Source organism: Paractinoplanes globisporus DSM 43857 (assembly GCF_000379645.1).
GTDB classification, from domain to species: domain Bacteria; phylum Actinomycetota; class Actinomycetes; order Mycobacteriales; family Micromonosporaceae; genus Actinoplanes; species Actinoplanes globisporus.
This window is the reverse complement of sequence record NZ_KB903327.1, coordinates 39,439-55,583: the sequence shown is the minus strand read 5'-3', so window position 1 is coordinate 55,583 and position 16,145 is coordinate 39,439. Positions and strand designations below refer to the sequence as shown.

Sequence of the window (16,145 nt, the reverse complement as noted above, 5' to 3'; positions counted from 1 at the left end):
GAGCGCGGACCCTCATATTCAAGACGGTGTTTGCCGACCAGGCCATTGTCTACGTTTCAATCCGTTGCCCGAATTCCATTTTCGAGCGTCGAGAGAAACCGTCGGCGTCAGGCCGGGAAATTCACCCGCGCCGGAGCGGTCCGGTTCACGGTGGTGCCGTCGCCGAGCTGGCCGGCCGGGTTGTAGCCCCAGCACCACAGTGTCCCGTCGGCTCCGGCGGCGCAGGCGTGATAGGCGACGTCGAGGCTGCCGGTCCAGCCGGCGGCGTCACCGACCCGCGTCGGGGCGTACCGGTTGACGGTGGTGCCGTCGCCGACCTGGCCGGCCATGTTGTTGCCCCAGCACCAGAGGGTGTGGTCGGTGCGGGTCGCACAGGTGGTGTTGAAGCTCGCGCCGACGGAGGCCCAGGTGGTGCCGTCGCCGACCCGCATCGGGGTGGTCTGGTACGTGGTGGCGGCGCCCAGCTGCCCGTACCCGTTCTCGCCCCAGCACCAGAGGGTTCCGTCGGAGCGGACCGCGCAGGTGAAGGCGTACCCGGCCGTGACGCCGGTCCAGGTGGTGGCGGTGCCGACCTGGGCCGGGGTGGCGGTGTAGCTGAGGATGCCGAGGCCGAGCTGCCCGGTCGTGCTGTCGCCCCAGCACCACAGGGTGCTGTCGGTCCGGATGGCGCAGGTGTGCGCGAAGCCGGTCGTGACCCGGGCCCAGGTGGTCGCCGTGCCGACCTGGACCGGTGTGGTGGCGTAGTAGACGTCGATGCCGATGCCCAGCTGGCCCAGGCGGTTGAAGCCCCAGCACCAGAGCGTGCCGTCGGTGCGCACGGCACAGGTGTGGCTGTCGCCGGCGCTGACCGAGGCCCACGTCGTGGCGGTGCCGACCTGCACCGGGGTGCCGCGGTCGGTGGTGGTGCCGTCGCCGAGCTGGCCGCGGCGGTTGCTGCCCCAGCACCAGAGCGTGCCGTCGGTGCGGACCGCGCAGGTGTAGCTCGTGCCGGCGTCCACCGTGGCCCAGGTGGTGGCGGCGCCGACCTGGGCCGGGGCGGAGTGGCTCGTGGTGGTGCCGTCGCCGAGCTGGCCGCTCTCGTTGCCGCCCCAGCACCACAGCGTTCCGCCGGTGCGGACGGCGCAGGTGTGCGAGTAGCCGGTGCCGATGACGGCCGGAGCGGGACTGGCGGCCGCGGCGGCCGGGCCGGTGACGCCCCAGATGAGTGCCGCGACGGCGGCGGAGATCAGCGCCGCGACGACGATCGATCGGCGTCTGGCGCGCGGGCGGTCGTCCGGAAATCTGTTCATGTCGTTTCCCCAGCGATTCGATGCGTGAACGGTGGTGGCTCCGTTGCCGCGGGTCGCGGACGACCCATCAGTTCATAGCATCGACCCCAATGCATTGACCAGAAGCAATATGTTGAGGCTTGGTCGAACGCTGCGCGACTTTGGCCGAGAAATCTGCATAACAGGTTTTCAGTAAATATTTGAGTGCCGAATACGTTCGAGTCCCGGCTCCGGAAGTTTCGGAACCGAAAGATCTCGACATGGGCGGCGGGCGTGGCGGGCTACCTGATCGGTGGTTGATTGCCATCCGGAAATAGCAGGCAAACGCACATGGATCGGGGCAGATCTTGCGCGATGGCGGGGCAAGAAACTTCCGCGAACTTCCGGTAATTGTTGACACGCGAGCGGTCTCCGGATGATGATGTCGCCACGGATGGTTAGACCCCTATCGATGAGGTCCGCCGCGATCCGGCTCTCCCCGGGCCGGTCGACTGACACCCCAGAGAATCGCTACCTGCGGGTGCGGCGCCGATGTGCCTTGCCGTCGCTCAGGCATTCGGCTCCCGCCGGCAACGTCCTGCTGTCCGTATGTCCCCCGAGTCCTCCGGAAAGGACGTATCGATGAACCACACAACAGCTCAGCCGGGGCGCCGCGGGCGCCGCCGCACGCGGTTGTTCCTCGGCCTGGCCAGCACCGTGGCCATGGCCGTGGCCACGGTGGGCGTCGCTGGCGTCGCCCACGCCGAGGCGGACCGCACGATCACTTCCAACTCGACCGGCACCCACAACGGGTACTTCTACTCGTACTGGAAAGACAACGGCAACGTCACCATGAACCTGGGCGCCGGCGGCAACTACAGCGTCCAGATGAGCAGCATCAACAACTCCGTCGTCGGCAAGGGCTGGAACCCGGGCTCGACCAGCCACACGGTCAACTACTCCGGCTCCTTCAACTGCGGCGGCAACTGCTACCTGGCCCTGTACGGCTGGATGACCAACCCGCTCGTCGAGTACTACATCGTCGACAACTTCGGCTCGTACAACCCGAGCTCGGGCGCCACCCGGCTGGGCTCGGTCACCACCGACGGCAGCACCTACGACCTCTACCGCACCCAGCGGGTCAACCAGCCCTCCATCCAGGGCACCGCGACGTTCTACCAGTACTGGAGCGTCCGTCAGCAGCACCGCACCGGCGGCACGATCTCGGTGGGCAACCACTTCAACGCGTGGCGGCAAGCCGGCCTGCAGCTGGGTAGTCCGAACTACCAGATCCTGGCCACCGAGGGCTACCAGAGCAACGTCAGCTCCAACATCACGGTCAGCGAAGGCTCCGGCGGTGGCGGTGGCGGTGGCGGCGGTGGCGGTGGCGGTGGCGGCGGCGGTTGCACGGCCAGCCTTTCCGCCGGACAGAAGTGGAGCGATCGCTACAACCTCAACGTGGCGGTGTCCGGTTCCAGCAACTGGACCGTGACGATGAACCTCGCCTCCCCGTCGGTCGTCAGCTCGACCTGGAACACCAGCGCCAGCTGGCCCAGTCAGTACGTGATGGTCGCCAAACCGAATGGAAGCGGCAACAACTTCGGTGTCACGATCATGGCGAACGGCAACTGGACCTGGCCGTCAGTCTCCTGCAGTGCCGGCTGACCACCGGCACATCCCACCAACCTGACCCACGGCGCGGCGGCTTCGGCTGCCGCGCCACAACCCCGAAAAGGCCGTGATGCGACGACCGTCGAGGGGGCCGGTCCTCCTGGCGTACGCCGCCTTCGTGCTCGTCGGCGTGAACGCCGGCGTCACCGGCGTGTTGCTGGCCGCGCAGATGGACGACTACGGCGTCTCCCGGGCAACGCTCGGCCTCACCTTCTTCGCCGGCTCGGCCGGGTTCGTGCTGGCCGGAGTCACCGCCGGCGCGCTGATCCACCGATTCGGCACCCGGATCGCGGTGGCGACCGGCGGCTGCGTGTACGTGCTCGCCGCCCTGTACGCGGGCACTCGACCGCCATTCGTGGCGCTCGTCGTACTCCAGATCGCGTCCGGCTACGGGGTCGGGTTGCTGGAGTCCCTGCTCAACGCGTACCTGTCCGCCCTGCCGAACGCGACCACGCTGCTCAACCGGCTGCACGGCTTCTTCGGCGTCGGGGCGCTGCTCGGTCCTCCGATGGCGGCCGGGATCGTGGCCGTCGCCTCCTGGCCCACGGTCATGCTGCTGCTCGGGGCGGTGGCCGTCCCGCTCACGGCCGGCTTCCTGATCGTCTATCCGCGTGCGGGGTCGGATCCGGCCGCGGCCAAGCCGGAGTCGCCGGCCCCGGGCCGCCTGGCCGGTCTCGCGGCACGGCAGCGGGGCGTTCTGCTCGGCGCTGCGCTGCTCACCGTCTACGTAGGACTCGAGCTGGGCATGGGGAACTGGGCGTTCGGCTACCTCGTCCAGACGCGGGGACAGGCCGAGGTGCTCGCCGGGTACGCGGTCAGCGGTTACTGGTTCGGGCTCACCGCCGGCCGGTTCCTGCTCGGTCCGATCGCCACCCGGTTCGGCCTCACCGCGGCCGGCCTGATGCGGACCTGCCTCGTCGGCGTCTCCGTCGTCACCGCGCTGACCTGGCTGCTGCCGGGCCAGGCCGCCGCCGCGGCGGGTCTGGTCCTGCTCGGCTTCTTCCTCGGGCCGATCTTCCCGACCGCGATGGCCGTGGCGCCGCGGCTCACCACCGAGCGTCTGGTGCCGGCCTCGATCGGCATCATGAACGCGGGATCGGTCGTCGGTGGCTCGCTGTTCCCCTGGCTCGCCGGCGCGATCGCCGGGGGCGTGGGGGTCTGGACCCTGCTTCCCTTCACGCTGGCCCTGTCCCTGCTCCAGCAAGTGATCTGGTGGCCGATGGCCCGGCGGGTCGGCGCCCACCCGGAATCGCCGTCCCGCACCACCGGCTCAGCCGCACGCTCATGACCGCAGCGCCCGGGTGATGCCCTGCGCGGTGGCCCGCACCGCCGGGGCCAGCGCGGCCGGCAGGGCCGTTCCGGACGTCACCACGATCGACACGGCCGCTACCACCTCGCCGTCGGCGGCCCGGATCGGCGCGGCGACCGAGAGCGAGTCCATGGTCACCTGGCGGTCGTTCACGGCGAAACCGTGCGCCCGGACGTCAGCGAGGATCTTGCGTAGTGCGTCCGGGTCGACGACGGTGAGCGGGGTGAACCGGGTGAGGGGACCGGCCAGCACCGCCTCCTGAATGTCGGTCGGCGCATGGGCCAGCAGCACCCGGCCGACGCCGGTGGGATGCAGGGGGAAGCGGCCGCCCACCCTGGTCAGCACGGGAACGGCGTGCCGGCCGGCCAGCCGCTCCACGTAGACCGATTCGACGCCCTCGCGGACCGCCAGCTGGACATTCTCCCGGGTCACGGCGAACAGGTCCTCCATGTACGGCAGGGCCCGCTCGCGCAGACCGAGGCCGCGCGGGGCCAGCGAGGCGATCTCCCAGAGCCGCAGGCCGACCCGGTACCGGCCGTCGGCGTCGCGCTCCAACAGGCCGCAGTGAACCAGCTCGCCCACGAGGCGGTGGGTGGTGGTCAGGGGCAAACCGGCGCGGCGGGCCAGCTGGGTCAGTGTCAGGGCCGGCCGGTCCGAGGTGAACGCCGTCAACACTTGGGTGGCGCGCCGCAGCACCGGCCCGGTCTCGCCCCTGGAACTCATAGGTCCAGGATCAGGCGTGGACCGGCCGCGCGGGACACGCAGATGAACATCGTGTCGTTCGCCGCCCGTTCGCCCGGCGTCAGCAGGCTGTCCCGATGGTCGACCTCCCCACCGAGCACAGCGGTCTCACAAGTGCCGCAGGTTCCTTCGGTGCACGACCAGAGCACCTCGACACCCGCGTCCTCGACCGTCCGCAGGATCGACCGGCCGGGTGGCACGGTCAGGGTGCGGCCGGTGCGGGCCAGCTCCACCTCGAACGAGTCGGTGCGAACCGGTTCGCCGTGCTCGTTCGGGTCCCTCGGGGCGAAGCGCTCCAGATGCAGCGGGCGGCCCGGGCAGCGCTGCTCGATCGCCGTCAGCAGCGGTTCCGGCCCGCAGCAGTAGATCGGCGTGTCGGCCGGCTCGTCCGCGAGGATTCCATCCAGGTCGAGCAGGCCGGTTTCGTCCTGCGGACAAATCAAGACCCGGCCGCCGTACGCGGAACGGAGCGCGGATCGGAACGCCATGGAACCGCGGCTGCGGCCGCCGTAGTGGAGCCGCCATTCCGCTCCGCGCGCCGCGGCGGCGGCAATCATGGGCAGCAGCGGGGTGATGCCGATGCCACCGGCGACGAACAGATAGCGGGGAGCCGGCACGAGCGGGAAGTGGTTGCGCGGGCCGCGAACCTCGACGAGGTCGCCCTCGGCCAGCTTGTCGTGCAGTGCCCGCGAGCCGCCGCGGCCGTCCGGCTCGCGGAGCACGGCGATGCGCCAGACCGTGCGGTCGGCCGGGTCTCCGCAGAGCGAGTACTGCCGCACGACGCCCGCGGCCGGCACCACGTCGATGTGCGCACCCGGCGTCCAGGACGGCAGGTCGGACCCGGACGGATCGCGCAGGTCGAGAACCACGACACCGTCGGCGACCACCTCGCGCCGGACCAACGACAGCCGCATCACGGGGCTTCCCGGCGTACGAAGGATGGATGGTTTTGATGGTCTGGCCAATGGTTTGGATGGTCCAGCAGCCATTTCCACATCGCGACCGGATCGTCCGCGACCGATTCGGCGCCGCAATGGCAGCGCCCGCGCAACTGGTCGGAGCCCGGCACCCAGTCGACCTGCAGCACCTTCCGGCCGGTCATCGGAGTTTGGCGATCAGCCGGCGAGCGGCGAGGCCGCCGGTGTCGATGTTGATCGACAGTTCCTGGTATCCGTCCGGCTCGGCGGCGATGACCCGCTCGAGGACGTTGAGCGCGGCCACGTCCTGCAGGACGACGGTCCGGTTGTTCTCCTCGAGGAAGCCGGACACGCCCTGGTCGTCGAGGGCGAAATCGCGGGCGACGGCCCAGAAGTCGTGCGTCGAGTGCTCGGTCTCCGGGGTGAGCGCGTAGACCACCTCGACGTGGAACGCGTCGGGGTCGGCGCCGTCCGCGCCAGGCAGCACCCCGACCGGCGCGATCCGGCTGTGCAGCAGATAGAGGCAGGGCGGCGTGAACTCGATGTCCTGCCAGCGGGTGATCCGGCCGGTGATGCCGGTGCTCTTGGCGTAGAACGGCGGGCAGGCGGCATCGGCCATCCGCCGGGAGACGTGGACGATCCCGGCCTCCTCGTCGACCCGGGTGACGATCGGTGTCTCGGCGACCTCCGGCGTGCCGATGTAGCCGCCGTGCAGATAGGTCTCGTGGGACAGGTCGAGCAGGTTGTCGACGAGCAGGCTGTACCGGGCGGCCAGCGGTTCCATTCCGGAGACCGCGGTCCAGCCCGGCATGTCGAGCCACGGCGCTCGGGGGACGCGGGTGGAGCCGGCGTTGGCCCGATCGCCGATGAAGACCCAGACGAAGCCGTCCAGCTCGGTCACGGGGTATGAGGTGAGCCGGGCCGTACGCGGGATCCGGGTCTGGCCCGGCACGGCCACGCAGGCGCCGCCCTGGTCGTAGGTGAAGCCGTGATAGCCGCAGACCACGGTGTCGCCGGCGAGGTGGCTGGGGGCCTGCGAGAGCGGGAATCGCCGGTGGACGCAGCGGTCGCTCATCGCGGCGACGGCGCCGGCCTCGGTGCGCCAGAAGAGGATGGACTCGCCGCAGACGGTCCGGCTGAACAACTCCCGGCCGATCTCCCGGCCGTACGCCGCCACGTACCACTGGTTCCGCACGAATTCGCTCATCGGCTCAGCGTGACGGCAGTCACCCCGGCGCCGGTCGGGCTCTTCCGGATTTCGGAAGCAACCGCCGGTCGTGTCAGTTCGGTCCGAGTGCTCCGGTCGTCGGCACATCGATCCGGGTGCCGCGGCGCAGCAGCACGCCGCCGAGACCGAGCGTCCACACCAGGGAGGCCAGGACGCCGATGCAGCCGACGGTGAGCCCGAGCCGCACGCCGAGCAGCTGACCGGTGAGCCCGCCCGCCGCCGCGCCCACCGTGATCGACCCGTAGGAGATCGCCCGCGTCGTCGCGTTCACCCGGCCGCGGAGCGCGTCGGGCACGCGGATCTGCCGCACCGTCAGCAGAATCACCGACGAAATCGCGGCCGTGAACCCGTTCGCCGCGAAGACGCCGCCGAGCACCGAGATGAGCACCACGGTGCCCCATTCCGGCTGCGCGAAGGGCAGCACGAGGAAAATCGCGTCGACGCCCGCGCACCAGAGGCACGCCTGCAGGGCGCCGAGCCGCCGGGACACCGCCGGCGCGACCGCGGCCCCGAGCAGCGCGCCGACGGCGCCGATCGACAGGACGAGGCCGAACTGGCCGGCCGTGAGCCCGAGCCGTCGTACGGCGTCGATGGTGAACAACACCTTGATCCACTGCTCGAACGGGTTGTAGATGGCGGAGAAACCGACGGCCCACAACAGCACCGGGTCGCGCACGAGGAACCGCACCCCTTCGGCGATCGCGGGCAGCAGCCGGAGGTGCTGCCCGGACGGCGCCGCCTCGACGCCGCGGATGCGGAGCAGCGACATCGCCGACACCGCCGACGTCACGACCTGCACCGCCAGGGCGCCCGCGGCGGAGACGGCCTGCACGAGCAGACCGCCGATCCCGGGTCCGGCGATGAGCGCGACCGACTCGGTCGACTGCAGGCGGCTGTTCGCCACATCCAGCCGCTCCGGCGGCACCAGCGACGGCAGGTACGACTGGTAGCCGACCTCGTAGAGCACCGAGCAGCACCCGAGCAGCAGGGACAACGCCACGAGCAGCTCGAACCCGAGGGCGCCGACCAAAGTCAGAACCACGAGCGCGAGCAGCACGACCGCGCGACCGATCTCGGCCGCGACCAGCAGCGGCCGGCGCCGCATCCGATCGAACAGCACCCCGAGCGGCAGGGCGATAAGGAGGAACGGGAGCCACTGAACGGTCACGATCGCGCCGACCTGGCCCGGCGAGACACCCAGCGTCAACACCGCCAGCAGCGGCAGAGCCACCGCCGTGATCTGCATCCCGAGCGAGGTCACCGCGGTCGCGAACCACACCCGCCGGAAGTCCGCTCCAAGCCGCTGCACCGACACGTCCACCACCGAACTCCCTTCACGCGACGCGGGGCTTCGTCGTCCATCGATGGATCAATCCTCGATCGAAGGGGAGGCGCCCACATCGGAAGGGCTCACCTATTTCCTGCTCAGCGATGGTGGGCGGCGGCCTAGGCATACCTAGTCACACGCCGACGGCCGGCCTGCGCGAGGCGCGGACCGGCCGTCGGGGCAAACGGAATCAGGCGGCTGGGCGGCCCACCGCCGTGGCCGGGTCGCCGTCGACCGCGGCCTGCAGCAGTGGGGTCAGCTTCTCCAGGAGGAACGGCAGGCTCAGCGGGGTGATGAACGAGGTGGCCGCGCCGACCAGTTCCTCATTCTCCAGGTAGATGTCGCGGCCCTCGGTCTTCACCTTGAGCTTCGAGTAGAGCGGATCGGCCTCCACCTTCGCCTTGTCGGTGTCGTACTTGTCGACCAGCCAGATCAGCACGTCGGTGTCGAGCAGGTCGGTGCGTTCGCGGCTCAGGTTCGCGCCGAACTCCTTGCCGGTGATCTGGGCGAGACCGTCCGGCAGCTTGAAGCCGAGGTCGGTGAGGAAGCGCCCGCGCGCGTCCTCCGGGCCATAGACGTAATAGCCCTCGTACGTGGTCGCCATGAGGCCGGTCGCGCCGTTGAACTTCGGGTTCGCGGCCTTGACCGCCTCGAACTTCGCCTGCACGTCGGCGACGACCTTCTCGGCCTGCTCGGACCGCCCGACCGCCTTGCCGACCGTCCGAGTGACCTCCTGCCAGGAAACGCCGTAGTCGACCTGGTTCTTCGGCTGGGCGAGCACCGGGGCGATCTTCGACAGCGTGTCGTACTCCTGCTTCGTCAGGCCGGAGTACAGGCCGATGATCAGGTCGGGCCGCAGCGCCGCGACCTTTTCCACCTGTACGCCGTCGGTGTTGGTGAGCACCTGCGGCCTCGGGTTGCTGCCGAGCGCGGCCTCGGCCCACGGCCAGATCGCGCCGGGCTTCTCGCCGAACCACTCGGTGGTGGCCACCGGCACCACGCCGAGCGCGAGCAGCGCGTCCTGCTCGACCAGTCCGACCACGACGATCCGCTTGGGCTCGGCCTTGACGGTCGTGGTGCCGTACTTGTTGTCGATCGACACGGGGAACGCGTTGGCGGCGGGAGCACCGCTGGTCGAGGACGCCGCCGGCTCCTCGGTGCCGCTCCCGCCGCATGCCGCGAGAACGAGCAGGAGCGCAGACGCCGCCGTCGCGCCGACGGTCCGCCGGATATGGGTAAGCCGCACGGCTGATCCTTTCTGCCTCAAGGGGAGGCCGACAGGGGATGGCCTCCGACCCGCAGTGTAGGTTAGCCTCACCTAATCACACGACCTCGGAGGGATGGAAACGCGTGACCGCAGGCACCGGGGTCCGACCGGCGCCGGCGAGCGTCCCGCCGGACGGAGAGCCGGATCAGAAGCCGGCCTCGCGCGCCGCGCGCCGCTGGACCGGGCTCGCCGTCGGAATCGCTCTCCTCGCCGGAGCGGTGGCGCTGAGCATCGCGGTCGGCAGCCGCACGATCGGTCTGTCCACTGTGTGGCATGTGCTCTGGCACAACGACGGAACACCGGAAGCCGTCATCGTGCACCAGCTGCGCCTGCCGCGGACGGTGCTCGGCATCGGCGTGGGCGCCGCGCTCGGCCTGGCCGGCACGCTCATGCAGGCGCTGACCCGCAACCCGCTCGCCGAGCCCGGCCTGCTCGGGGTCAACCTGGGCGCCTCCACCGCGGTGGTGCTGGCGATCGCGTTCCTCGGCGTCGCCTCGCCCGCCGGCTACATCTGGTTCGCCTTCATCGGCGCCGGGCTGACCTCGGTCACCGTGTTCGCGCTCGGTGGCTCCGGCCGCGCCCCGACCCCCGAACGGCAGGTGCTGGCCGGCGTCGCGTTCACGTCGGTGCTCGGCGCGATCGTCTGGGCGATCCTGGTGTCCAAGCGCGAAGTGTTCGACCGCTACCGGCACTGGGACGTGGGCTCGCTCGCCGACCGGGAGACCTCGACGATCGTCCAGCTCGCCCCGTTCATCGTGGCCGGCGTGGTGCTCGCGCTGGCGCTGGGCCGGCAGCTGAACGCGCTGGCGCTCGGCGACGAGTCGGCCACCTCGATGGGCGCGAAGCCCGGCCGGATCCGCGCGCTCGGCATGATCGCGATCACCCTGCTGTGCGGGGCCGCCACCGCCGCGTCCGGGCCGATCTGGTTCCTCGGGCTCGCCGTCCCGTACGCGGCGCGGATGTTCGTCGGCTCGGACCACCGCTGGATCCTGGCGTACGCGCTGGTCCTCGGCCCGACGCTGCTGCTCGTCTCGGACGTGATCGGCCGCGTGCTGGTCGCCCCGGCCGAGCTGCCGGTCGGCGTGGTCACCGCGTTCCTCGGCGCACCGCTGTTCATCGCGCTGTGCCGCCGACGCCGGCTGAGTGTTCTGTGACCGCCCCGGGTCTCCACCTCACCAGGGTGGGCGGCGCGCGGCGGATCGTCATCGGCAGCCGGTCCGGCCGCCTCTCGCTGCGGATGCCGTTCCGCTCGGCGCTCGCCGGCACCGGCCTGCTGCTGGTCTCCCTGGGCGTCTCGCTGGTCAGCCTGACCTCGGGCGACTTCCCGGTGCCGGTGGCCGACGTGCTGAAGAGCCTGATCGGGCAGGGCGACGCCGGCACCGACTTCATCGTCCAGGAACTGAGGCTGCCCCGGGTGCTGATCACGCTGCTGGTCGGCGCGGCGTTCGGGGCCAGCGGCACGATCTTCCAGGGTCTGACCCGCAACCCGCTCGGCAGCCCGGATTTCGTCGGCCTGACCGTGGGCGCGGCGACCGGCGCGCTGGTGGTGATCCTGCTGCTCGGCGGCGGCGGGTTCGGCGTGGCGATCGGCGCGATCGCCGGTTGTCTGGCCACCGCGGTCGCCATCTACCTGCTCGCGTTCCGCCGCGGTGTGCAACCGTTCCGCCTGGTGCTCATGGGCATCGGCGTCTCCGCGCTGCTCGAGGCGGCGAACTCGTACCTGATCTACCGGGCCCAGCTGGACGAGGCGGTCGCCGCGCAGGTCTGGCTGATCGGCAGCACCAACGGGCGCGGCTGGACCGAGGTGACGCTGGTCGGCGTCGCGGTCGTCGTGCTCCTGCCGATCGTGCTCTACCACGGCCGGCACCTGGACATGCTGGCGCTCGGCGACGAGACCGCGACACTGCACGGCGTCCCGGTCGAGCGCAGCCGGGCGGTCCTCGCGCTCTCCGGGGTGGGCCTCGCCGCCGCGGCCACCGCCGCGGCCGGGCCGATCGCGTTCGTGGCGCTCGCCGCCGGACCCCTGGCCGGCCGGCTCACCCGCTCGCCGCACGCCGGAATCCTGCCCGGCGCGCTGATGGGCGCGGCGCTGCTGAGCGTCAGCGACTGGCTCGCCCAGCACGCGTGGCCCGGCGGGGACATCCCGGTCGGCAACGTCACCGCCGCGCTCGGCGGCATCTACCTGACCTGGCTGCTGGTCCACGAGCGACGGAGAGTGGCATGAGCACGAACGACCCGCGGCTCCAGACGGAGACCCTGACCCTGGCCTACGACAAGCGGGTGATCGTCGACCGGCTCGACGTGCGGATCGCCGACGGGTCGTTCACGGTGATCGTCGGCCCGAACGCGTGCGGCAAGTCCACCCTGCTGAAGTCGCTGGCGCGCGTGCTCAAGCCGCGGGCGGGCGCGGTTCTGCTGGACGGGCAGGCGATCGCCTCGTACCCGTCGAAGCAGGTCGCCAAGCGGCTGGGCATGCTGCCGCAGTCGCCGGTGGTGCCGGGCGGGATCGTGGTCGAGGAGCTGGTGGCTCGCGGCCGGTTCGCGCACCAGAAACTCCTGCGGCAATGGTCGCCCGAGGACGAGGCCGCGGTGGCCGGCGCGATGCGGCAGACCGAGGTGACCGACCTGGCCGACCGGTTCGTCGACGAGCTCTCCGGCGGGCAGCGGCAGCGCGTGTGGCTGGCGATGGCGCTCGCCCAGCAGACCCCGATCCTGCTGCTCGACGAGCCGACCACCTTCCTCGACCTGTCCCACCAGTTCGAGGTGCTCGACCTCTGCGCCGACCTGCACGAGCAGGGCCGCACCATCGTCGCGGTGCTGCACGACCTGAACCACGCCTGCCGGTACGCCACCGAGCTGATCGTGATGAAGGACGGCGCGGTGCTCGCCCAGGGCGCGCCGGCCGAGGTGATGACCGAGGACCTGGTCGAGCGGGTGTTCTCGATGCCCTGCCGGGTGATGAACGACCCGGAGACCGACACCCCGATGGTCGTTCCGGCGAGCCGGGAACGCCGCCGGGCCGGGTCGTCGAGGGTGTCCGCGTGAGCGGGGTCCTCCGGGAAGCACTGAAGGGGCAGCGCCGCACTCTGATCCTCGCGACCGCGATGGTCACCGGGCATCAGGCGGGCGAGGCCGCGGTCCCGTTCCTCATCGGCGTGATCATCGACAAGGCGGTCGACGGCGGCGTGGACCAGTTGGTCCTCTGGCTCGGCGTGCTGGCCGCCGTCTACGTGACGCTCAGCTACAGCTACCGCTGGGGCGCCCGATTCGGCGAGCGCGCCTCGGAGCGGGCCGCGCACGAGTTGCGGATGCGAATCACCCGGCGGGTGCTGCACGAGCGCGGCGGCGCCGAGACCGACCGGATGCCCGGCGCTCTGGTGTCGATAGCGACCAGCGACGCTTCCCGGGTCGGCGCGGTGGCGGTCGCGGTCACCTACGCGATCGCGGCGAGCTTCGGCCTGATTTTCGCGGCGGTCCTGTTGCTGAACATCTCGATCCCGCTCGGGCTGGTGGTTCTGCTCGGCACCCCGCCTCTGCTGTGGCTGATCCGCAAGGTCGGCGAGCCGCTCGAGGAGCGCAGCGAGGTCGAGCAGGAGCACGGCGCGCACGCCTCGGGCATCGCGGCCGACCTGGTCGCCGGTCTGCGAGTGGTGAAGGGGCTGCGGGCCGAGAGCGCCGCGGTGGACCGCTATCGGCAGCGCAGCCGTCACGCGCTGACCGCGACCGTGCGGGCCGCTCGGGCCGAGGCCGCCTATCAGGGCGTGGTGCTGTCACTCAGCGGCGCGTTCCTCGCGGTGGTCGCGGTCGTCGGCGGTCTCTTCGCGGTGCGCGGCGATCTGAGCGTCGGTCAGCTGATCTCCACGCTCGGTCTGGCCCAGTTCCTCGTCAATCCCATGTCGACATTCGCCTGGGTGGGTGCCGATTGGGCGCAGGGCCGGGCCTCCGCGCGTCGCGTGCAGGCCGTGCTGGACGCGCCCGAGGCAATCAAAACCGGCGATCAAAAGCCTTCCCGTCCCGTACGAGGTGAGCTCACGATCCGCGGCATCCGAGGCGGGATCGACCTCGACGTCGCGCCCGGCGAACTGGTCGGGATCGTCGCGAGCGACCCGGCCGACGCCGCCGACCTGATCCGCTTGCTGGGCCGCGCCTACGACCCCGCCGACGGCCGCATCGAGCTGGACGGGCGGGCGCTGACCGTCCTGGCCCCGGAGCCGTTGCGGGCGGCGCTCCTGGCCACTGAGCACCACACCGACATCTTCGACGGCACCGTGCGCGACGCGGTCTCCCTCGGCGGCCGGGCGGACGCGCGTACGGTCGCCGCGGCGGTTATCGCGGCCGGCGCCGACGAGGTGGCCCGCACCCTGCCCGACGGCCTGGACACGATGCTCGACGACCGGGCGCGCTCGCTCTCCGGTGGCCAGCGGCAGCGGATCGCGCTGGCCCGCGCGCTCGCCGGAGAGCCGCCGGTGCTGGTCGTGCACGACCCGACCACCGCGGTCGACGCCGTCACCGAGGCCCGGATCGCGGGACGGCTGCGCACGATGCGCGCGGGCCGCACGACCGTGCTGATCACCACGAGCCCCGCTCTGCTCGCGATCACCGACCGGGTGATCGTGGTGCGCGACGGCAAGGTCCGCACCGACGGCACCCACGCCGGCCTGGTCGCCGAGGACGCCGAATACCGGGAGACCGTGCTGGCATGAGCGAAACGACCCTGCTGCCGATCGCGACCGGCCGGCGGACCCGCGCCCAGCTGAAGGCGCTCGCCCGGCCGCTGCGGCGGCGCCTGGCCGGCGCGATGCTGCTGATGGTCGCGGGCACGATCGCCGGTCTGGTCACCCCGCCGCTGCTCGGCCACATCGTCGACCTGGCCACCTCCGGGGGCGGTACGACCGACTTCGTGCTGACCGGGGTGGGGCTGATCGCCGGCGCGCTCGGCGAGGCGGTGCTGGCCGGGATCGGGTTCGCGCTGCTCGCCCAGGTCGGCGAGAGCATGCTGGCCGGGCTCCGCGAGCGGTTCGTCGCATCGGCTCTGCGCCTGCCGCTGGAGCAGGTCGAGCGGGCTGGCGCGGGCGACCTCACCTCGCGGGTGACCAACGACGTCACGGTGGTCGCCGAGGCGGCCCGCAGCGCGCTGCCCGAGTTCGTCCGGGCGATGCTCACGATCGTCCTGACCCTGGCCGGGATGGCCGTGCTGGACTGGCGTTTCCTGCTCGCCGCGCTGATCGCGGTGCCGGTGCAGGCCTACACCGTCCGGTGGTACGCCCGGCGGGCCGTGCCGCTCTACGCGAAGCAGCGGATCGCGGTCGCCGACCAGCAGCACCACCTGCTCGCCACGATCGACGGCGCTCCGACCATTCGCGCGTTCCGGCTCGCTCCCGAGCACCGGGACCGGGTCGGCGCGAAGTCCGAGCAGGCGGTCGACCTGTTGCTGCGCGGGGTGGCCCTGCAGACCCGGTTCTACGCGCGGCTGCACGTCGCCGAGTTCGCCGGGCTCGCCGCCGTGCTCGCAACGGGGTTCTTCCTGGTGCGCGGCGACGTGGTGAGCATCGGCACGGCGACCGCCGCGGCGCTCTACTTCCACGGGCTGTTCTCGCCGGTCAACACCGCGCTGGCGCTGGCCGACGACGCACAGGCGGCCGCCTCGGGACTGAACCGGCTGGTCGGCGTGGCCGACATCGACGTGCCCGAGCGGGAGCCGGCCGTGATCGGGCCGGGACCGGATGCGGTCGTCGTACGCGATCTGGGTTTTGCCTATGTTCCGGACCGCCCGGTGCTGGCCGGCGTCGACCTGACGATCGGACGGGGCGAACGGGTGGCGGTGGTCGGCTCCAGCGGCGCCGGGAAGACCACCCTGGCCAAGGTGATCGCCGGGGTGCACGAGCCCACCACGGGCCGCGTCGAGGTGCCGGCCGGCGAGGTCGCGCTGATCACCCAGGAGGTGCACGTGTTCGCCGGGCCGCTCGGCGACGATCTGCGCCTGGCCCGGCCGGACGCCTCCGACGAGGAGGTACGCGCGGCACTGGCCGAAGTGGACGCGCTGGGCTGGGTCGAGCAGCTGCCGGACGGCCTGGACACCGAGGTCGGCTCGGGCGGGCACGCGCTCACCGCGGCCCAGGCCCAGCAGCTGGCGTTCGCCCGGCTGATCCTGGCCGACCCGCCCGTCGCGATTCTGGACGAGGCGACGGCGGAGGCGGGCAGCGCGGGCGCCCGGTTGCTCGAACGGGTCGCCGCGGCCGCCCTGGAGGGGCGCACGGCGCTGATCATCGCGCACCGGCTCACCCAGGCGGTGACCGCCGACCGGGTCGTGGTGATGGAGGCCGGGCGGGTCGTCGAGGTCGGCGCCCACCAGGACCTGATCAAGCAGGACGGGCCGTACGCGGTGCTCTGGCAGGCCTGGTCGGACCAGCGCGCCCATTCCTGAGCGCGCCGGTCCTT

Annotated in this window: 14 protein-coding genes; 7 read left to right on the top strand and 7 right to left on the bottom strand. The window is 71.5% G+C overall.

The genetic code is table 11. The features are described from left to right. Positions 1–107: 107 nt before the first annotated feature. Complete coding sequence (locus tag A3CQ_RS0136995) at positions 108–1,289, bottom strand: RCC1 domain-containing protein (protein WP_020516005.1); 1,182 nt, start codon at positions 1,287–1,289, stop codon at positions 108–110. Positions 1,290–1,889: 600 nt separating this feature from the next. Here A3CQ_RS0136995 and A3CQ_RS0136990 point away from each other — a divergent pair. Both A3CQ_RS0136990 and A3CQ_RS0136985 read left to right on the top strand, forming a co-directional pair. Beyond that, complete coding sequence (locus A3CQ_RS0136990; protein WP_026206627.1) at positions 1,890–2,912, top strand: glycoside hydrolase family 11 protein; 1,023 nt, start codon at positions 1,890–1,892, stop codon at positions 2,910–2,912. Positions 2,913–2,988: 76 nt separating this feature from the next. After that, complete coding sequence (locus A3CQ_RS0136985) at positions 2,989–4,206, top strand: MFS transporter (protein WP_020516003.1); 1,218 nt, start codon at positions 2,989–2,991, stop codon at positions 4,204–4,206. Here A3CQ_RS0136985 and A3CQ_RS0136980 read toward each other — a convergent pair. The 6 genes from A3CQ_RS0136980 to A3CQ_RS0136955 form a co-directional block, all read right to left on the bottom strand. Beyond that, positions 4,201–4,950, bottom strand: a complete 750-nt coding sequence (locus A3CQ_RS0136980; RefSeq protein WP_051115465.1) for an IclR family transcriptional regulator — start codon at positions 4,948–4,950, stop codon at positions 4,201–4,203. The two genes, A3CQ_RS0136985 and A3CQ_RS0136980, sit on opposite strands and share 6 nt — an antisense overlap. Beyond that, the gene (locus A3CQ_RS0136975) at positions 4,947–5,882 is read right to left on the bottom strand and encodes a PDR/VanB family oxidoreductase (protein WP_051115466.1); all 936 of its coding nucleotides are present in this window, start codon (positions 5,880–5,882) and stop codon (positions 4,947–4,949) included. The genes A3CQ_RS0136980 and A3CQ_RS0136975 overlap by 4 nt, the downstream gene beginning before the upstream one ends. Beyond that, entirely contained in the window at positions 5,882–6,070 is a 189-nt protein-coding gene (locus tag A3CQ_RS0136970) for a hypothetical protein (RefSeq protein WP_020516000.1), read from the bottom strand. The genes A3CQ_RS0136975 and A3CQ_RS0136970 overlap by 1 nt, the downstream gene beginning before the upstream one ends. Then, positions 6,067–7,092, bottom strand: a complete 1,026-nt coding sequence (locus A3CQ_RS0136965) for a Rieske 2Fe-2S domain-containing protein (RefSeq protein ID WP_020515999.1) — start codon at positions 7,090–7,092, stop codon at positions 6,067–6,069. Before A3CQ_RS0136965 ends, A3CQ_RS0136970 begins: the two co-directional genes overlap by 4 nt. Positions 7,093–7,165: 73 nt before the next feature. After that, positions 7,166–8,434, bottom strand: coding sequence for an MFS transporter (locus A3CQ_RS0136960; RefSeq protein ID WP_020515998.1), 1,269 nt, complete (start codon positions 8,432–8,434; stop codon positions 7,166–7,168). 196 nt (positions 8,435–8,630) lie between these two features. Continuing rightward, the gene (locus A3CQ_RS0136955; protein WP_020515997.1) at positions 8,631–9,686 is read right to left on the bottom strand and encodes an iron-siderophore ABC transporter substrate-binding protein; all 1,056 of its coding nucleotides are present in this window, start codon (positions 9,684–9,686) and stop codon (positions 8,631–8,633) included. A 104-nt stretch (positions 9,687–9,790) separates the two neighbouring features. Here A3CQ_RS0136955 and A3CQ_RS0136950 point away from each other — a divergent pair, with 104 nt between their 5' ends. From A3CQ_RS0136950 to A3CQ_RS0136930, 5 genes are read left to right on the top strand one after another with little or no spacing between them, the layout of a single operon-like run. After that, positions 9,791–10,861 carry a FecCD family ABC transporter permease gene (locus tag A3CQ_RS0136950; protein ID WP_020515996.1) on the top strand — a complete coding sequence of 357 codons (1,071 nt, stop codon included), beginning with the start codon at positions 9,791–9,793 and terminating at the stop codon, positions 10,859–10,861. Next, positions 10,858–11,931: a FecCD family ABC transporter permease gene (locus tag A3CQ_RS0136945; RefSeq protein ID WP_245577503.1), complete on the top strand. Its 1,074-nt coding sequence runs from the start codon at positions 10,858–10,860 to the stop codon at positions 11,929–11,931. Before A3CQ_RS0136950 ends, A3CQ_RS0136945 begins: the two co-directional genes overlap by 4 nt. Continuing rightward, positions 11,928–12,752: an ABC transporter ATP-binding protein gene (locus A3CQ_RS0136940; RefSeq protein ID WP_020515994.1), complete on the top strand. Its 825-nt coding sequence runs from the start codon at positions 11,928–11,930 to the stop codon at positions 12,750–12,752. The genes A3CQ_RS0136945 and A3CQ_RS0136940 overlap by 4 nt, the downstream gene beginning before the upstream one ends. Then, positions 12,749–14,410: an ABC transporter ATP-binding protein gene (locus tag A3CQ_RS0136935; RefSeq protein ID WP_020515993.1), complete on the top strand. Its 1,662-nt coding sequence runs from the start codon at positions 12,749–12,751 to the stop codon at positions 14,408–14,410. Before A3CQ_RS0136940 ends, A3CQ_RS0136935 begins: the two co-directional genes overlap by 4 nt. Further along, the gene (locus A3CQ_RS0136930; RefSeq protein WP_020515992.1) at positions 14,407–16,131 is read left to right on the top strand and encodes an ABC transporter ATP-binding protein; all 1,725 of its coding nucleotides are present in this window, start codon (positions 14,407–14,409) and stop codon (positions 16,129–16,131) included. The genes A3CQ_RS0136935 and A3CQ_RS0136930 overlap by 4 nt, the downstream gene beginning before the upstream one ends. The last annotated feature ends 14 nt before the right edge of the window (positions 16,132–16,145 follow it).